This window comes from Micromonospora sp. NPDC005806 (assembly GCF_042871425.1).
GTDB lineage: Bacteria > Actinomycetota > Actinomycetes > Mycobacteriales > Micromonosporaceae > Micromonospora.
In genome coordinates this window covers 37,013-52,939 of record NZ_JBIAIL010000022.1, presented here as the reverse complement: position 1 = coordinate 52,939, position 15,927 = coordinate 37,013, and the positions used below count along the sequence as shown (strand labels likewise).

At 69.2% G+C, this 15,927-nt stretch carries 16 protein-coding genes and 1 pseudogene; 9 read left to right on the top strand and 8 right to left on the bottom strand.

Annotated elements, in window-relative coordinates:
- Nucleotides 1-34: 34 nt before the first annotated feature.
- On the top strand, nt 35-544 hold the full coding sequence (locus ACFYOS_RS22130) for an FBP domain-containing protein (RefSeq protein WP_387144628.1): 510 nt from the start codon (nt 35-37) through the stop codon (nt 542-544).
- Between the two features lie 101 nt (nt 545-645).
- On the opposite strand, the gene ACFYOS_RS22125 is transcribed toward ACFYOS_RS22130, so the two are convergent.
- Nucleotides 646-1,557 (bottom strand): NAD-dependent epimerase/dehydratase family protein, encoded by a 912-nt coding sequence (locus tag ACFYOS_RS22125; RefSeq protein WP_387144626.1) that lies wholly within the window; start codon nt 1,555-1,557, stop codon nt 646-648.
- A gap of 84 nt (nt 1,558-1,641) precedes the next feature.
- Between ACFYOS_RS22125 and ACFYOS_RS22120 the strand changes: the two genes are divergently transcribed.
- The gene (locus tag ACFYOS_RS22120; protein WP_387144624.1) at nt 1,642-2,688 is read left to right on the top strand and encodes a zinc-dependent alcohol dehydrogenase family protein; all 1,047 of its coding nucleotides are present in this window, start codon (nt 1,642-1,644) and stop codon (nt 2,686-2,688) included.
- Nucleotides 2,689-2,710: 22 nt separating this feature from the next.
- Here the strand turns inward: ACFYOS_RS22120 and ACFYOS_RS22115 are convergent, their stop codons facing one another.
- The 3 genes from ACFYOS_RS22115 to ACFYOS_RS22105 all read right to left on the bottom strand — a co-directional run bounded on the left by ACFYOS_RS22115 (nt 2,711) and on the right by ACFYOS_RS22105 (nt 5,245).
- Nucleotides 2,711-3,550, bottom strand: a complete 840-nt coding sequence (locus tag ACFYOS_RS22115) for an amino acid ABC transporter ATP-binding protein (RefSeq protein WP_387144621.1) — start codon at nt 3,548-3,550, stop codon at nt 2,711-2,713.
- 5 nt (nt 3,551-3,555) lie between these two features.
- Nucleotides 3,556-4,350, bottom strand: coding sequence for an amino acid ABC transporter permease (locus tag ACFYOS_RS22110; protein WP_387144618.1), 795 nt, complete (start codon nt 4,348-4,350; stop codon nt 3,556-3,558).
- 76 nt (nt 4,351-4,426) lie between these two features.
- Nucleotides 4,427-5,245: a basic amino acid ABC transporter substrate-binding protein gene (locus tag ACFYOS_RS22105; RefSeq protein ID WP_387144615.1), complete on the bottom strand. Its 819-nt coding sequence runs from the start codon at nt 5,243-5,245 to the stop codon at nt 4,427-4,429.
- Nucleotides 5,246-5,497: 252 nt separating this feature from the next.
- Between ACFYOS_RS22105 and ACFYOS_RS22100 the strand changes: the two genes are divergently transcribed.
- Together ACFYOS_RS22100 and ACFYOS_RS22095 are read left to right on the top strand one after the other, a co-directional pair.
- A complete protein-coding gene (locus ACFYOS_RS22100; protein WP_387144612.1) occupies nt 5,498-6,097 on the top strand; it encodes a TetR/AcrR family transcriptional regulator in 600 nt (199 codons plus the stop codon).
- Nucleotides 6,094-7,725: an isovaleryl-CoA dehydrogenase gene (locus tag ACFYOS_RS22095; protein WP_387144609.1), complete on the top strand. Its 1,632-nt coding sequence runs from the start codon at nt 6,094-6,096 to the stop codon at nt 7,723-7,725. The genes ACFYOS_RS22100 and ACFYOS_RS22095 overlap by 4 nt, the downstream gene beginning before the upstream one ends.
- A gap of 17 nt (nt 7,726-7,742) precedes the next feature.
- Here the strand turns inward: ACFYOS_RS22095 and ACFYOS_RS22090 are convergent, their stop codons facing one another.
- Nucleotides 7,743-8,333, bottom strand: coding sequence for an NADPH-dependent FMN reductase (locus ACFYOS_RS22090; RefSeq protein WP_387144606.1), 591 nt, complete (start codon nt 8,331-8,333; stop codon nt 7,743-7,745).
- 127 nt (nt 8,334-8,460) lie between these two features.
- Between ACFYOS_RS22090 and ACFYOS_RS22085 the strand changes: the two genes are divergently transcribed.
- Nucleotides 8,461-8,592 carry a hypothetical protein gene (locus ACFYOS_RS22085; RefSeq protein WP_387144774.1) on the top strand — a complete coding sequence of 44 codons (132 nt, stop codon included), beginning with the start codon at nt 8,461-8,463 and terminating at the stop codon, nt 8,590-8,592.
- Nucleotides 8,593-8,884: 292 nt separating this feature from the next.
- Here ACFYOS_RS22085 and ACFYOS_RS22080 read toward each other — a convergent pair.
- Nucleotides 8,885-9,181: pseudogene (locus ACFYOS_RS22080) on the bottom strand (VOC family protein); the annotation flags it as partial.
- 473 nt (nt 9,182-9,654) lie between these two features.
- On the opposite strand from ACFYOS_RS22080, the gene ACFYOS_RS22075 reads away from it, so the two are divergent.
- The 4 genes from ACFYOS_RS22075 to ACFYOS_RS22060 all read left to right on the top strand — a co-directional run bounded on the left by ACFYOS_RS22075 (nt 9,655) and on the right by ACFYOS_RS22060 (nt 14,686).
- Nucleotides 9,655-11,061: an epoxide hydrolase family protein gene (locus ACFYOS_RS22075; protein WP_387144603.1), complete on the top strand. Its 1,407-nt coding sequence runs from the start codon at nt 9,655-9,657 to the stop codon at nt 11,059-11,061.
- 26 nt (nt 11,062-11,087) lie between these two features.
- Entirely contained in the window at nt 11,088-11,234 is a 147-nt protein-coding gene (locus ACFYOS_RS22070; RefSeq protein WP_387144600.1) for a hypothetical protein, read from the top strand.
- Between the two features lie 786 nt (nt 11,235-12,020).
- Entirely contained in the window at nt 12,021-12,971 is a 951-nt protein-coding gene (locus tag ACFYOS_RS22065; protein WP_387144597.1) for an alpha/beta fold hydrolase, read from the top strand.
- Nucleotides 12,972-13,537: 566 nt separating this feature from the next.
- Nucleotides 13,538-14,686, top strand: a complete 1,149-nt coding sequence (locus ACFYOS_RS22060; protein ID WP_387144594.1) for a low temperature requirement protein A — start codon at nt 13,538-13,540, stop codon at nt 14,684-14,686.
- Between the two features lie 247 nt (nt 14,687-14,933).
- Here ACFYOS_RS22060 and ACFYOS_RS22055 read toward each other — a convergent pair whose 3' ends face one another.
- Both ACFYOS_RS22055 and ACFYOS_RS22050 read right to left on the bottom strand, forming a co-directional pair.
- Entirely contained in the window at nt 14,934-15,173 is a 240-nt protein-coding gene (locus ACFYOS_RS22055; protein WP_387144591.1) for a 4-oxalocrotonate tautomerase family protein, read from the bottom strand.
- A 33-nt stretch (nt 15,174-15,206) separates the two neighbouring features.
- Nucleotides 15,207-15,920: an SDR family NAD(P)-dependent oxidoreductase gene (locus ACFYOS_RS22050; protein WP_387144588.1), complete on the bottom strand. Its 714-nt coding sequence runs from the start codon at nt 15,918-15,920 to the stop codon at nt 15,207-15,209.
- Between the last annotated feature and the right edge of the window lie 7 nt (nt 15,921-15,927).

The following is a 15,927-nucleotide window of genomic DNA, read 5'->3' as shown; positions in this document are numbered from 1 at the left end:
GACCGCAGACATGGGACGAATTAACTTGCCCACCATGCAACCACTCGAGGAGAAGGACATCCGCGAATCCTTCGTCAACTGCAGCAAGGGCGAGGCCAGCCGGATCCGGATGCCGGCGGGCTTCGCCGAGGGCGGGGTTCCATGGGCCGATCTGGACTTCCTCGGCTGGACCGACCCGGGCGCCCCGATGCGGGCGTTGCTGGTCGCGCCGGGCGAGGACGGCCCGACGGGCGTGGTGCTGCGGCGGCCCGAGGCCTACAAGCCGAGCACGTTGCGGTCGAGCATGTGCCGGATCTGCCTGACTGATCACGCCGCGTCGGGGGTGACGCTGTTCGTGGCTCCCCTGGCCGGGGCCGCCGGGCGGAAGGGCAACACGGTCGGCGAGTACATCTGCGCCGACCTGTCCTGCTCGCTCTACCTGCGCGGCAAGCGGCAGCCGAAGATGCGGCTGGTCCGCCGGGAGGAGACCCTGACGCTGCAGGAGCGGATCGACCGGGCGATGGCCAACCTGGCCGGCTTCACCAACCGCGTGGTCGCGGGCTGACACGGGAGTTGCCCTGACCCAGTGACGAGAGAGACGAGCTGATGAAGCCGGCAGCGAGTGGCGGCACAAGCCGCGTCCACCGGCTTGGTGACGTGGTCGCCTCAGCGGCTCGTGAGGTCCACGTGGTCCCGCCATGAGTGCCGGGGCTCGTAGCCCAGCATCCGTCGGGCCTTGTCGATGCTGAGCAGAGTCTCGTGCTCGCCGAGCTCCTTGCGGACCTCGACGTCGGGGTAGACCTCGGCCATGAGGCTGGCGCTGGACCTGCTCATGACGGTGTCGGCGTTGGCGATGATGAAGATGTCGGCGCCGGGCCGGTCGTGGGCGAGTGCCCGCTCGACCGCCTGGGCCCCGTCCCGGGCGTCGATGTAGCCCCACAGGTTCCAGCGGCGCAGCTTCGGATCGGCGTCGAAGGACGGGAACCGCGCGTAGTCCTCGACGTCCATGACGTTGGAGAACCGCAGGCCCACCATGACCAGCTCGGGGTCCCATCGGCAGAAGTGCCGCGCCATCTCCTCCTCGAGCGCCTTGTTCAGCGAGTAGGTCGACTCCGGGCGCGGCGGGTACTCCTCGTCGACCGGCGCGTACGGCGGCGGAGTGTCGAACGGCAGCCCGAGCACCGTCTCGCTCGACGCCCACACCACCCGCTTGATCCCAGCCGCCCTGGCCGCAGCGAAGGTGTTGTACGTCGCCGCGGAGTTGTTCGCGAAGGTGGTCGCGTTGGGCAGCAGCCCGGGCGCGGGGACCGCCGCCAGGTGTACGACCGCGTCGACCCTGCCGCCGTGCTCGTCGGCGCCGCCGGTGAAGGCCTCCACCACCTGCCCGTAGTCGGTGAGGTCGACGAGCAGGAACTCGCCGTCGACGTCGCGGGGATCGCGCCCGCCGGCGCGGTCCACAGCCAGCACGTCGACGCCCACTCCGCGCAGATGCGCGACCACGGCACGACCGAGCTTTCCGGCGGCCCCGGTCACCACGACGCGCCTGGGCAGTGCGGCTTCGCGAACAGGATCGGTCATAGGCCACATCCTTTCCTGCGGTGCGCCGTGCCGCACACCGGGGTGCTCGCGCCGGCCGGACCGTGGCATGTGAGGATGCGGCGCATGCGTGCCGTGGTCTTCGACGAGTTCGGTGCTCCACCCGAGGTCCGCGACGTCCCGGACCCCGTACCGCCGCCCGGGGGTGCGGTCATCCGCGTCGAGGCGACCGGGTTGTGCCGCAGTGACTGGCACGGTTGGCAGGGACACGATCCCGACATCCGCCCGCCGCACGTCCCCGGGCACGAGTTCGCCGGTGTCGTCACGGCGGTCGGCGCCGGCGTGCGCGGCTGGCGGCCCGGCGACCGGGTCACCGCGCCCTTCGTCTGCGCCTGTGGGCAGTGCCCCTCCTGTCTGGCCGGCGACCAGCAGGTCTGCGAGCGGCAGACGCAGCCCGGCTTCACCCACTGGGGCTCGTTCGCCGAGTACGTGGCGGTCCACGACGCCGACGTCAACCTGGTCCGACTTCCCGACGAGCTGGACTACCCGGCCGCGGCGGCGCTGGGCTGCCGCTTCGCCACGGCGTTCCGGGCCGTGGTCAGCCAGGGGCGGGTGGCCGCGGGCGAGTGGGTGGCGGTGCACGGCTGCGGCGGAGTGGGCCTTTCGGCGGTGATGATCGCGGCAGCGTGCGGTGCGCAGGTGGTGGCGGTCGACGTTGCCCCTGGCGCGCTCGAGCTGGCGAAGAGCTACGGGGCGACCGTCTGCCTGGACGGCGGTGCCCTCACCGGGCCCGGCGCGGTGGCCGCGGCCGTCCGGGCGGCGACCGGCGGCGGCGCCCACCTGTCACTCGACGCGTTGGGCAGTCACGCGACCTGCGCCGCGTCGATCGAAAGCCTGCGGCGGCGGGGACGGCACGTGCAGGTCGGTCTCCTCCCGGCCGCCCAGGGCCGCCCGGCCCTGCCGATGGACCTCGTGATCGCGTTCGAGCTGGAGCTGCGCGGCAGTCACGGCATGGCCGCGCACGCCTATCCGGAACTGCTGCGGCTGGTCACTGCCGGGGTCCTGCGCCCCGCCGAGTTGATCACCCGCACCATCGGCCTCGCCGAGGTGCCCCACGCGTTGACCACGATGGACCGGCCCACTTCCGGCGGCATGTGCCTCATCCGCCCCTGATGAGTGGGCGGATGGGCAGCTGTCACAGGTTGTGGCGGTCGTCGGCCGGCAGGCTGGGCGGCTCGGTCGGCTCGGCGGACTGGCCGGGCTGACCAAGCTGCGCGACGTGGGTCGGGTCGAGGACCCGGGCGAGGAAGGAGCGGGTCCGTTCGTGCCGCGGCGCGCCGAGCACCTCGTGCGGCGGCCCCTGCTCGACCACCACGCCGCCGTCCATGAACACGACCCGGTCGGCGACGTCCCGGGCGAACGCCATCTCGTGGGTCACCACCATCATGGTCATGCCCTCCTCGGCCAGATTGCGCATCACGGTGAGGACATCGCCGACCAGTTCGGGGTCGAGCGCGGAGGTCGGCTCGTCGAACAGCATCAGCTTGGGGTCCATCGACAGCGATCGGGCGATCGCCACCCGCTGCTGCTGCCCGCCGGAGAGCTGCGCCGGGAACGCCCCGGCCTTGTCGACCAGGCCGACCCGCTCCAGGTTGCTCCGCGCGATCCGCTCGGCTTCGGCGCGACCACGACGGAGCACCCGGCGCTGGGCGACGGTGAGGTTGTCCAGCACCGTCAGGTGCGGGAAGAGGTTGAACGACTGGAAGACCATGCCGATGCCGCGGCGTACCGAGTCGATCTCGACGTCCGGGTCGGTCATCTCGGTCCCGTTCACCCAGATCTTGCCGGCGGTCGGCTCCTCCAGGAGGTTGACGCACCGCAAGAGCGTCGATTTGCCGGACCCGGACGGCCCGATGACGCAGACCACCTCGCCGTGGCCGACCTCGAAGTCGATGCCCTTGAGCACTTCGAGCGGCCCGAAGGACTTGTGCAGGTCGCGGATCTCGACGGCGGGGCGGGGTTGGGTAGTAGTCATGTGGGTCACCGAGCCTTGGCGTAGCGGAGTTCGAGGCGTCGTACCACCTGGGAGAGGGGCAACGTGATGATCAGGTAGGTGAGCCCGGCCACCAGCAGCGGGGTGGCGTTGACCCGATCGTTCAGCGTGTCGCGACCGAACTTGGTGACCTCGATGGTCTGCGCCGTCACGCCGAGCACGTAGGCGAGCGATGAGTCCTTCGTGAGCAGGATGAGTTCGTTCGTCAGCGGCGGGATCACGATCCGGAACGCCTGCGGGATGACGATGGTGCGCATCGCGGTGAAGTGCGACATGCCGAGGGTACGGGCCGCCTCCATCTGCCCCTTCGGTACGGCCTGGATGCCGGCCCGAATGGTCTCGGCCATGTACGCCGCGGCGGTCAAGCCGAGACCGATGGTGATCGACCCGAACACGCCGCCCGGGATTTCCCGCTCGGGGAAGGCGATGGGAATGCCGTACCCGACGAGGAAGAGCACCAGCAGCGCGGGAAGACCTCGGAACAGCTCGATGTACGCCGTCGCCACCCAGCGGTACGGAGCCACCCGGGACAGCCGCATCAGCGCGAGGATCGTGCCGAACACCAGACCGAAGGCGAACGCACCCAGCGTGTAGAGGATCGTGTTGCGCAGCGCGACGGTGATGATCGTCGGGAACATCGACTCGATGATGTCGACGCGGAAGAAGGCGTCCCTCAGCCGGCCCCAGTCCGCGGCGAGGATCACCACGGCGATGACGGCGACGAAGGCCAGGTACTGGATCCCGAGGGACAGCCGCTCTCGCTGGCGGCGTCGCAGCTTCACGGTTCAACGCTCCTTGACTGTGCGGAGGTTGTCGACACAGAGGGCGCGCCCCACGGGCGCGCCCTCCTGCCAGGAATCAGGCGTTCGGCTTCTTGCCGATCCACTTCTCGTAGATCGTGTCGTACGTGCCGTCCTGCTTGGCCTTGGCCAGCACCTCGTTGATCTTCTTGAGCAGTTCCGGGTTGCCGTCCTTCTTCACCGAGAAGCCGTACTGCTCGCCGGTGTCGAACTCGGCGGTCACCTCGAACCCGCCGGGGTGCTCCTTGATGTACTCGGTCCAGACCGGCAGGTCGTTGATGGCGGCCTCGATCTGGCCGTTGGACAGCGCCTGCTGCTCGGCGGCGAGGTCCTCGAACTCGACGAGCTGCAGACCCTTCTCCTGCTCGAACTTCTTGGCGTAGTCACGGCCCGTGGTCGCGGCCTGGACGCCGACCTTCTTGCCCTTGAGGTCGTCGAGCGACTTGTACGGCTTGCCGGTCTTGACGAGCATGGCCTGGGTCGCGTCGAAGTAGGGGTCGGAGAAGTTCATGACCTTCTGCCGCTCTTCGGTGATCGTCATGCCGGCAGCGGCCGCGTCGCACTTGCCGGTGTTCAGGTCCTGGCCGGACTTGATCCCCTCGAACGGCGTGTCGACGATCGTCTGCTCGACGCCGAGGTCCTTGGCGACCAGGTCCATGACGTCGACGTCGAACCCGATCACCTTGCCGCTGGCGTCCTTGGACTGGAACGGGGCGTACGGCAGGTGAGTGCAGACGGTCAGCTTGCCCTTTTCGATGAGCTTGACCCCACTCGCCTGGACCTCGCCCTCCTCCTTCTTGGCGCACCCCGCGCTCGCCGCGAGGGCGGCGATCGCCACGATGAGTCCAGCCTTGCGGACTGCGCTATGGAAAGTCACGGCAGTGTCCTCCGATCGGCTCCGCCAGAACGGGCAGCCAGGGTTGACGCAAAGAACGATGTGACAGGGGACGGTACCTGATCGGCCGGGCGGCACGGAGATCACGACGGGGCGTTGAAGCAAAGCTGTGACCGTCACGCTCCGTAAATACGGCAATCGGCCAACAACCGGGCGGAGAAGGGCGCTGCCCGGCTCCGACCCGGAGTGGTCGGCACCTTGCCGACAAAGACTGAATAGTGGTTCACTTCTTGCGTGGCCTACCGAAGCACCGAGCGGGTGCAGGCTCGGCTGAGCGCCTCCCGAGCGCGGATCACCGCGGCCGCGCTGGAGATCATGGCCGGGCACGGGTACGCCGGCTGCTCGATCGCCGCCGTCGCGGAGCGCGCCGGCGTGGCCACCGGCAGCGTCTACCGCCACTTCCCCACCAAGGCCGACCTGTTCGCCGAGGTGTTCCGGACTGCCTCCCAGCGCGAGGTGGACGCGGTCGCCCGCGCCGCGGCGCGGCAGGCCACCGTCGCCGAGCAGGTGTCTGCCGTCATCGAGACGTTCTCCGGCCGCGCACTGCAGTCCCCACGGCTGGCCTATGCCCTGCTCGCCGAGCCGGTCGACCCAGCAGTCGACGCCGAGCGGCTCGTCTTCCGCCGGGCGTACGCCGAGCTGATCGCCGGCTACGTCGCGGCGGGTGTGGCGAGCGGTGAACTGCCCCCGCAGGACCCGGAGCTGACCGCGACCGCCCTGGTCGGCGCCCTGGCCGAGGCCATGGTCGGTCCGCTGGCCGCCGGGGTCGCCGGCCCCGGCACCATCCCCAGCCTGATCACGTTCAGCCACCGCGCGCTTGGAGTATCGCCGTGACGACGACACACGAGGTCTTCAACCAGGTTCCCCCGCTGGCCGGCTACGACGCGGCGGACGACCCGGCACTGCTCGAGGGCCTGGAACGGGAGGGCGCCGGCTGGGCCGCCGCCGAGTTGCACGAACTCGGCCGGCTCGGGGGTGCCGAGCCGGCGATCGAGTACGGGCGGCTGGCGAACGAACACCCGCCGGTCCTACGCACCCACGACCGCTACGGCCACCGGATCGACGAGGTGGAGTTCCACCCGGCCTGGCACGCGCTGATGCGCACCGCGGTCACGCACGGCCTGCACGCCGCACCGTGGGCGGACGGCCGGCCCGGCGCACACGTGGCCCGGGCCGCCAAGTTCTACACCTGGCGTCCCGACGCCGGCCACGGCTGCCCGATCTCGATGACGTATGCGGCCGTGCCGGCGCTACGGCACAACCCGGAGCTGGCCGCGCAGTACGAGCCGCTGCTCACCGCCGAGGACTACGACTTCGGGCTGCGTCCGCCGCTGAGCAAGCAGGGGCTGCTGGCGGGCATGTCGATGACGGAGAAGCAGGGCGGCTCGGACGTGCGCGCCAACACCACCATTGCGCACCCCGAGCCGGACGGCACCTACCGCCTCCTCGGGCACAAGTGGTTCACCTCGGCGCCGATGTGCGACATCTTCCTCACCCTCGCCCACGCGCCGGGCGGACTCGCCTGCTTCCTCGTGCCGCGGGTCCTGCCGGACGGCACGCGCAACCCGATGCGACTGATGCGCCTCAAGGACAAGCTCGGCAACCGGTCCAACGCCTCATCGGAGGTCGAATACGAGCACGCCGTTGCGTGGCGCGTCGGCGAGGAGGGACGCGGCGTCCGCACGATCATCGACATGGTCAACCTGACTCGCCTCGACTGTGTCATCGGTGCGGCGGCCGGGATGCGCCAAGCGGTGATCACCGCCGCCCACCACGCCGCCCATCGGCGGACCTTCGGCCGGTACCTCGTTGACCAGCCGCTGATGCGCAACGTGCTCGCCGACCTCGCGGTCGAGTCCGAGGCCGCCACCGTGCTCATGATGCGGCTCGCCGGAGCGACCGACCGATCCGCGCGCGGCGACGCCGGCGAGACCGCGTTCAAACGGCTCGCTCTCGCCGTCGGCAAGTACTGGGTCTGCAAGCGCTGGCCGGCGCACGCCGCCGAGGCAATCGAATGCCTCGGCGGCAACGGCTATGTCGAGGAGTCGGGCATGCCGCGGCTGTTCCGCGAGTCCCCACTGAACTCGATCTGGGAGGGCTCCGGCAACGTCGCCGCGCTGGACGTCCTGCGCGCCATCGCGAAGGAGCCCCAGGTCATGGAGGCGTTCCGGGCCGAGGTGAGCGCCGCCGCCGGCGCCGACGCGCGGCTCGACGCCGCCGTACGTCAGGTGCAGGCCGACCTGTCCGACCACGGCGACCTCGAACTGCGGGCCCGCCGGGTCGTCGAACGGCTCGCCCTGGTCCTGCAAGGCTCGCTGCTGGTGCGGCACGGTCACCCCGCGGTCGCCGACGCCTTCTGCGCCTCCCGGCTCGCGGGCGACCACGGCCAGGCGTTCGGCACCCTGCCGAGCGGCGTCGACTTCGCCACGATCATCTCCCGCGCCGCACCAAAGGTGGGCTGACCGGAACCGACTGACGGCTACCCACCGGACTGAGCCGTTGCCATCGTCGAGCCGGCCCGCAGGGTTGCCAGCGCGCCGCTCCACGCCGCCAACTGGTCAAGCATCGTGTTCACCGCACCAACCTGATGAGCACCGGGCTTGAAGACGCTGAAGTTCTCGAAGTCGGTGAAGAGCGAGAGCGCCACCTGCGCCCGGACATCCGCCATCTGCAGTTCGGCCGCGACCAGGCGCAGGTGCTCCACCGCCCGGGTGCCACCGACACTGCCGTAGCTGACGAACCCGGCCGCCTTGTTGTTCCACTCGGCATACAGAAAGTCGATCGCGTTCTTCAATGCGCCAGAGGTCGAGTGGTTGTACTCCGGCGTCACGAAGACATAGCCGTCGTACGAGGCGATCTTTTCGGCCCAGCGCAGCGTGTGCGGCTGGCTGTACTGCCCCAGCGACGGGGGTGCCATCTCGTCGAGGTGCGGCAGGTTGAACTCCTTGATGTCGACGAGCTCGTACACGGCGTCGCTGCGCTCGCTGGCGATCTCGTGCACCCAGCGGGCCACCGCCTCCCCGTTGCGGCCGGGACGGGTGCTCCCGATGATGATGCCGATCCTGGTCATTGCCGTCCTTTCCTTCCGTGTGGTCACGCGCGAGGGTGAGACCGGTGGCGTGTACCCCATCTGACTCGATTCGAACGGGCATCCGAGGTTCGGGGCGCGGGCCAGACGCGGTGGAGGCGAGGCGCGGGTGCTCCCACCCGACGTCTACGGCTGCGGCCCGACGACCTCGGCCGGCATGGCGCTGGTCGCCGCCTCCCGACTGCCTCAGCCTCGGTTCCTGGCGGCCGGGGTGAATCTTGAAGAGTTGCGCATCGAGTGACTGCCGTCGGAGCCGACGGCTCACTTGGGCGGTTCCGTGCCTGCCTGCTCGCTCGCCATGTACTCCGCGTACCAGTCGGGCCAGTTCGGGTCCGTCTTACGGTGCGCTTCTCGTGCTCGCCGTGGGCGGTCTCCGCACGCCGAAGTGCACTTGCCAGATCGCTTACGGAGCCGAAGGAAGTAGCGGCCGCCTCGATGCGCCCGGGAAGCCGCTTGGTGATCTCCTGCAGCAGCCAGGTGTTGCCGTCGGGGTCGCTGAACGAGGCGCGGGAGAAATAGCTGCGGCGTTCGGGATCCATTCCGCTGACCGGCCCGTCAGGGCCGCTGTGGAAAACCTCGCCGACCTCGACGCCGGCGGCAACGAGCGTGTTCCGAGCCGCCTCGATGTCGGACACGATCAGGTACTCCTTGGCCGAGCCGGGCGCGGCCGACGTGAGGTTCGGGCCGAACTGCACCGAGCACCCGGAGCCGTGCGGCGTGAACTGGACCACGCCAGGCGGCGTCTGGTCGAGCCTCCACCCGAGGCGGCCGTAGAAGTCCTTCGCGCGGTTGACGTCCGAGACCTGGATGACGACCACCTCGAGCTTCATGTCGACGTTCTCGATGGCCGTCGTACCGCTCGCGCCTCTGGTCCGGACATTTGTCGTGCCCACTGCGGCCTCCCTGGGATGAGTCAGGGCATCATGAGTCCCCGGCGGCGTCGGGCCAGTGGGGCTCCGGTCGGTTTTCTGGCCGCCGTGCTGCGCCGATAGCGGACTCCCCACCCGATCAGGCGAGCTGTCGCTCCCGCGGAGGCCGCCGGTGAGGCAGGGGCTCGGTTGCCACCGTACTGCTTCCGCACTTGCGGGTACGTCGTTTCGGCATCGCCCAATACGCCGGCTGGGACGTTCGACTGGTACGACCTGGGGGTCCAAGATCCTTTGAAGACACTGCCCAGCTCAATCACCGACGCCGAGCCAGGTGTAGACGCCGCGCCGGGTGGTGTTCGACGCGCGGGCCCCGGCCGTGCGGGATTGCTCGTATGGGCCGCGACACGAGGAAGAGCGCCCTAGGCTCTGGACAGATGGCGGCGGCGTGTCGCTGCCGAACTGGCGCAGGTCCGGGCAGGGCCTTCACCCAAGATGCTCCTGCCGAGCAGGAGCCGGGGCATCCCGTTTGTCGCGGTAGGAGGGCGGAAAGCCCCCTCGACCGGCAATGCACTCAAGACGGAAAGGAGGCCTCTATGGCTGTCAAAACCGAAGCACGAGCGGGCGCCACACAGGTCCGGCCATTCAAGATCGAGTTCCCCGAGGCGGACCTTGAGGATCTGCGCGCGCGCATCAGAGCCACCCGCTGGCCCGAGAAGGAGACCGTCAAGGATGACTCGCAGGGCGTGCAGCTCGCGCTCATGCAGGACCTCGCTCGCTACTGGGCGACCGACTACGACTGGCGCAAGTGCGAGGCGCGGCTGAAGGCCCTCCCCAACTTCGTCACCGAGATCGACGGTCTGGACATCCACTTCATCCACGTTCGCTCGAAGCACGAGGATGCGCTCCCGCTTGTCGTCTGCCACGGCTGGCCCGGGTCGATCGTCGAGCAGCTGAAGATCATCGGCCCGCTCACGGATCCGACGGCGCACGGCGGGAGCGCGTCGGATGCCTTCCACGTCGTGATCCCGTCGATGCCCGGATACGGGTTCTCCGGCAAGCCGACCACGACCGGCTGGGATCCCGTGCACATCGGGAAGGCCTACGTCGAGCTGATGGGGCGTCTCGGGTACTCACGGTTCGCCGCGCAGGGCGGCGACTGGGGCGCGATCGTCGTCGACGCGATGGCCGGCGGCCGCGCCGACCCGGCCGCCGCCGAGCCGGCGCCACCGGAGCTGATCGGCATCCACACCAACATGCCCGGCGCGGTTCCGCCGGACGTCTTCCTCGCGGCCTTTGCCGGCAGTCCGGCGCCGGACGGTCTCTCCGACGAGGAGCAGACCACGTACAAGCAGCTGATCAGGTTCTTTGGAACCCACGTGGCGTACGGGCTGATCATGGGGACGCGCCCGCAGACGCTCTACGGCCTGGCGGACTCGCCCATCGATCTCGCCGCGTTCATGCTCGACCACGGCGACGGGAGCGGTCAGCCCGGCCTGGTTCAGCAGGTCCTCGAGGGACGCCTGCAGAAGCCGAGCGACCTCACGCGCGACGACATCCTGGACAACATCACGCTCTTCTGGCTGACCAACACTGGGGTGTCCTCGGCGCGGCTGTACTGGGAGAACAAGCTCCTCTTCTTCGCTACCAAGGGCGTGACGATCCCGGTCGGCGTGAGCATCTTCGCCGACGAGATCTACCGGGTTCCGCGCAGCTGGGCGGAACGGGCGTACCCCAACCTCGTCCACTACAACAAGCACGACAGGGGCGGACACTTCGCGTCCTGGGAGCAGCCGCAGCTGCTCTCGGAAGACCTCCGCGCGACGTTCCGCTCGATGCGCTAGCGATGCCCCTGTTCGAACGTGTGCACATGCCCTCGCTCGCCGGCGCGGCCGAGTGGCTCAACTCCGAGCCACTCGGCCCCGCTGAGCTGCGCGGCCACGCCGTCCTCGTGGACTTCTGGACGCCGGAGTTCTCGTTCGAGCACGAGATCGACTGGGCCCGCCAGCATGCGTAGCCCGACCCTGCCCAGGCCGGCGGATACCTGCACGCCAGCGACCATAAGGCACGACAACTGCTCGGCCACGGCCGGGACGCTGTCGAGGCCTTCGCCCGGGACAGCGTAGGCCGGGTGGACCTGCCCGCATTGGCGCGCCGGCTGTGCCTGCTGAACGCGCCGGCGGTGCTCATCGCCACCGCCGGCGAGGTAAACGCCGGTGACTTCGACCCGCTGGAGGAACTGGCCGACTGGCCGAGCGGCACGGTGCGTGGCTGCATGCCGACGGCGCATTCGGGATCTTCGCCGCGCTCTCGCCGCGTACCGCACCCTGGTTCAGGGCATGGAGCGCGCCGACTCGATCGCCGGCGACGCGCACAAGTGGCTCAACGTGCCGTACGAGAACGGCTCGCCATCCTCCGGGACCGGCGCGACTTCCGGCCGCGTTCGGCATGCCGGGAACGGCGTACCTGCCGGAGAAGCGGATCGCCCAGCCTGCTTCCGCCGGACCGGACCACGCGATGCTGTGCCCCGAGTCGAGCTGACATCGGCGCCTTGTGAAACCGCTTGGCCCGCTCGACATCGGAGCCGGTCTTGGCGCGGAGCGGTCCGTCGCGCGGGGATTTTTCCTGGTCCTGCCCTGGCGCCGGGTGTCCCCGCATATCGTGAAGTGGTTCCGCAGGGCCACCGCCCAGGTGTGCGGCCAGGGAGTTTCTCTGGGTCGAGCCGGGGCTGGCCAGCGCAGAGGTAATCGGGCCGGCATCGATCCTGTGCCGACTCCCTGGGGTGTGGTGAAAGGAGATCGTGATGAGCTCGACTTCCGTCCCGGAGGGCCCCGGCTCCGTCTCGCAGGCGCCGAACCTTCCGGCAGGGTTCACCGACACGTTCACCAGCCGGTACGTCGACATCGGTGGACTGCGCCTGCATGCGGTCGTCGGCGGTGACGGACCGCCGCTGCTGCTGGTGCATGGCTGGCCGCAGAGCTGGTACGCGTGGCGCCTGATGATGCCCACCCTGGCCCGGGACTTCAAGGTCATCGCGGTCGACCAGCGCGGCATGGGGCTGTCCGACAAGCCGGAGGACGGGTACGACCCCGGCACCCAGGCCAACGACATGGTCGCGCTGATGGACGCGCTCGGCCACCAGCGGTTCGCCATGGTCGGCACCGACACCGGACTCCCGATCGGATACGCGCTGGCCGCGGACCACCCGGAACGGATCGACCGCGTGGCCCTCGCCGAGGTTCCCGGGCCTCCGGGGGCGGTTCCCTCACCGCCCATGTTCGCTCCCGGGCCGCTCAACGACCGGTTCTGGCACATCCCCTTCAACCGGATCAACAAGCTGAACGAACAGCTTGTCCAGGGACGGGAGAAGCTCTTCTTCAGCTGGGAGTTCACCATCCAGGGCGGGAAGTTGCCCGACGACCTGATCGACTACTACGTCGGCATGCTTTCCAACCCCGACTCCCTGCGTGGCAGCTTCGGCTTCTACCGAGCGTGGGACGCGATGATGACGCAGAACGAGAAGCGCAAGAACACGCGGCTCGCCATGCCCGTCCTGGCGATCGGCGGAGCGGCAAGCAGCGGCGATCAGGTCGGGGAGGCGATGAAGCTCCTCGCGGACGACGTGCAGACCGCGGTCATTCCCAACAGTGGCCATTTCGTCGCCGAGGAGGCTCCCGACGCGATGCTTGCGGCGCTGACCGCGTTCCTGGCCCCGTATCGCGAAGTGGCGGCGGTGGGCGCCGCCAGGGCTTAGTACGCCGATGTCCGTCGCTGTCCGCTGCTGGCCAGGGCGGGCCTGAGGGCAGCCGCCGCCACCGGGTGCTGATCGCCGAGACGACCGGGTTCGTGCCGCCAGCGGGGCGGACGAGCCAGACCGGTCGGCGACGCTGCCGCGGTGGTCATCTGGCCGCGATGAAGTCGCCGGCCCGCCCGTGCGTCGAGCCGTCGCCGCCCCTGCCAGCGCGCGCGCCTGGTCAAGGCAACCAGTCCCGTGGATAGAAGAACCAGCAGACGCTGCCGCCCTTGGCACGGGGAGTGATCTCGCCTCCCCGGCCTGCGGTAGCGGTCCTGCCCGGCCCGCTGGCGCCCGGGTCGCCGGCTCTCGGGCGACAGCAGCTCAACGACGTCTCCTGACGGCGCCTCCTCCCCGAAGGACGATGACGCAGCTGACACGGTCCCGTGACCCCTGACATGTGGCCAGCGGTTCGTGGCGGCCGGAGGCCAGTCAGCAACAACCGGCGGGGAGCTTGCCCGGAGATGCCGAGAGGTGGTCACGGCGGTGGTATGAAAGTGCCGAGGGCATCAGGGGGCGACGTGAGGATGCGGGCTCCGCTGCTGCGACAGCGCGACGAACCGCTCAGCGCGTCCTTCCTGGAACTGTTCTTCGATCTGGCGTTCGTGTTGGCATTGAGGCAGCTGTCCGGGGTCCTGCTGTCCGACGCGACCGTCGCCGGAGCGTTGCACACCATCCTTCTCCTGTTGCCCCTGTGGTGGGTCTGGGTGGTGACCACCTGGTTCTCCGACTGGTATGCACGTACCAATCGCAGTGTGCGGGCTCTGCTGGTCGGCTCGACGCTGGGCGTGATCTTGATGAGCGCCGCTGTCCCGTACGTTGAGGAGGGACAGGCCGTTCTCTTCGCCGGCATCTACGTCGCCGTTCACGTTGTCCGGAGCGGTTTCGCGGCGCTGGCACTGCGGGGGCATCCGCTGCGCATGCGCCCCTTGAGATTCTTCGTCTGGTTCAGCACGTCCGGGGTCCTGTGGCTGGTGGGGGCATTCTGGGCGGTGGCGCGAATACCGACGTGGGTGGCGGCCTTGGCACTCGACTATTCCGGGCCGCTACTGGGATGGTGGACGCCACGGCTTGGCCGGGCGCGGCCGGAGGAACTGCAACTGCGAGGGGGCCATCTCACCGAGCGGTACCAACAGATTTTCATCATCGCTCTCGGCGAGCTCCTGTTCTCCGCCGGTCTGGTCTACTCCCGTACCGACAAGGATCTCTGCCACTCCGTTGCGTTTCTGGTGGTCTTCGCCGCAACGGTGCTGATCGGGTTGTCGTACGTCACTCCGGCGGGAAAGTATCTCGGCGCCGCCATCGAGAAGCGTGGTCTGCCTTGGTTCGGCACGTTGACCGGCGACCTGCATCTCATCATGATCGCCGGCGTCCTGGCCTCCTCCGCCGCCGCTGAAGCTGTCATCGCGCATCCGACTGAACAGGGATCCGCCGCGGCCATCGCCATCACGGTCGCCGGCCCCGCTCTGTTTCTCACCGGTCGAGTCCTACTGTCCGCCACCATCTACCGCCGGCTGTCCTGGCCCCGCCTGAGCGGCCTGCTCGCCATACTCGTCGCCGCCGTCACCGCCCATTGGTTGCCGCTGATCGGGGTCAGCGTGACAACGACCGGAGTGCTTCTCGTGGTGGCCGTCGTCGAGAACCGCCCCACCCAGCCGCAGCCGACCGGCACCTAGCTCAGACGGCGTAGCGAACCCGGTCGCACTGCCGGGACGATTGTGCGGGCGGGCGCAGCTCCGGCTCCGCCCACCGGCCGGCCGCCTCCACCCCGACGGTGTCGGGGCGCACCGGGCGATGGTGCAGATCCGGGCTCGGCTCTGGCCATCGGTCCTGTCGGTGCGCCCCGCTCCGCTACAGGCTTTACGAGGAGTGATCCCCACTGCTGCAAGTCCGCAGGTCACGTCACGGTTTTACGCAGCGGTTCTACTCGCTGGAGCGTGACTGCTCCTGTTCGCGGAACTGCTCGACCGGCAGGCCGCCGCGTCCCCAGTTCTCGGTCTCGACCTCGTCGATGACCACGAAGGTCGACGTCAGCGGCTTGTTCAGGACGTCGCGCAGCAGTTCGCTCACCCCCTTGATGAGCGCGGCCTTCTCCTCGGCGGTCGCCGCGGACGCGCCGGGCGTGCTGCCCTCGCGGGTGATCTGGATGGTGACGATCGGCATCGTCTGCTCCTCTTCAGGGGTGGGGATTGGGGGTCAGTGACCGGCGTTCTGGCCGCCGTCGACGTGCAGGATCTCGCCGGTGACGAACGGCGCGGATTCGAGGTAGACGACCGCGTCGACGATGTCGCTGATCTCACCCATCCGGCCGACCGGGTGCAGCCCGCCGTACGTGTCGTGGAACTCGACCGGGTGCATCGGGGTCTTGATGATCCCCGGGGCGACGGCGTTTACCCGTACTCCTCGGCCCGCGTACTCGATGGCCAGGGACTTCGTGGCGGAGCTGAGGCCGCCCTTGGTCAGCGACGCGAGCACGGACGGCACGTTGGAGTTGGGCTGGTCCACGAGGCTCGTGGTGATGTTGACGACGTGTCCCCCGCCGACGGCGAGCAGGTGCGGCAGGACACGCTGGGTGAGGTGGAAGAAGCCGGCGAGGTTGACCCCGGTGACCAGGTCGAAATCCTCATCGGTGTAGTCGGTGAACGGCTTGGCGATGAAGGCCCCGGCGTTGTTCACGAGGGTGTCGATGCGGCCGAAACGGTCCAACGCGGCGGTGATCACCCGATCCGCGGTGTCGGCATCCGCGATGTCGCCCCGGACGGTGACGATCTCCGGATCGTCGGCGTCACCGATCGAACGTGAGGTCGCCACGACGCCGTACCCGAGCTTGCGGTACGCGTCCACGAGGCCGGCGCCGATGCCCTGAGATGCACCGGTGATCACGGCGACCTTCTGTCCCTGACTGCTCATGACGTTC

Bases quoted from the DNA above. Each gene is read 5' to 3' on its own strand.
- ACFYOS_RS22055 (WP_387144591.1), bottom strand. From the start codon at position 15,173: ATGCCGATCGTCACCATCCAGATCACCCGCGAGGGCAGCACGCCCGGC.
- ACFYOS_RS22125 (WP_387144626.1), bottom strand. From the start codon at position 1,557: ATGACCGATCCTGTTCGCGAAGCCGCACTGCCCAGGCGCGTCGTGGTG.
- ACFYOS_RS22060 (WP_387144594.1), top strand. From the start codon at position 13,538: ATGCGGGCTCCGCTGCTGCGACAGCGCGACGAACCGCTCAGCGCGTCC.
- ACFYOS_RS22075 (WP_387144603.1), top strand. From the start codon at position 9,655: ATGGCGGCGGCGTGTCGCTGCCGAACTGGCGCAGGTCCGGGCAGGGCC.
- ACFYOS_RS22115 (WP_387144621.1), bottom strand. From the start codon at position 3,550: ATGACTACTACCCAACCCCGCCCCGCCGTCGAGATCCGCGACCTGCAC.
- ACFYOS_RS22050 (WP_387144588.1), bottom strand. From the start codon at position 15,920: ATGAGCAGTCAGGGACAGAAGGTCGCCGTGATCACCGGTGCATCTCAG.
- ACFYOS_RS22070 (WP_387144600.1), top strand. From the start codon at position 11,088: ATGCCCTCGCTCGCCGGCGCGGCCGAGTGGCTCAACTCCGAGCCACTC.
- ACFYOS_RS22120 (WP_387144624.1), top strand. From the start codon at position 1,642: ATGCGTGCCGTGGTCTTCGACGAGTTCGGTGCTCCACCCGAGGTCCGC.
- ACFYOS_RS22130 (WP_387144628.1), top strand. From the start codon at position 35: ATGCAACCACTCGAGGAGAAGGACATCCGCGAATCCTTCGTCAACTGC.
- ACFYOS_RS22065 (WP_387144597.1), top strand. From the start codon at position 12,021: ATGAGCTCGACTTCCGTCCCGGAGGGCCCCGGCTCCGTCTCGCAGGCG.
- ACFYOS_RS22090 (WP_387144606.1), bottom strand. From the start codon at position 8,333: ATGACCAGGATCGGCATCATCATCGGGAGCACCCGTCCCGGCCGCAAC.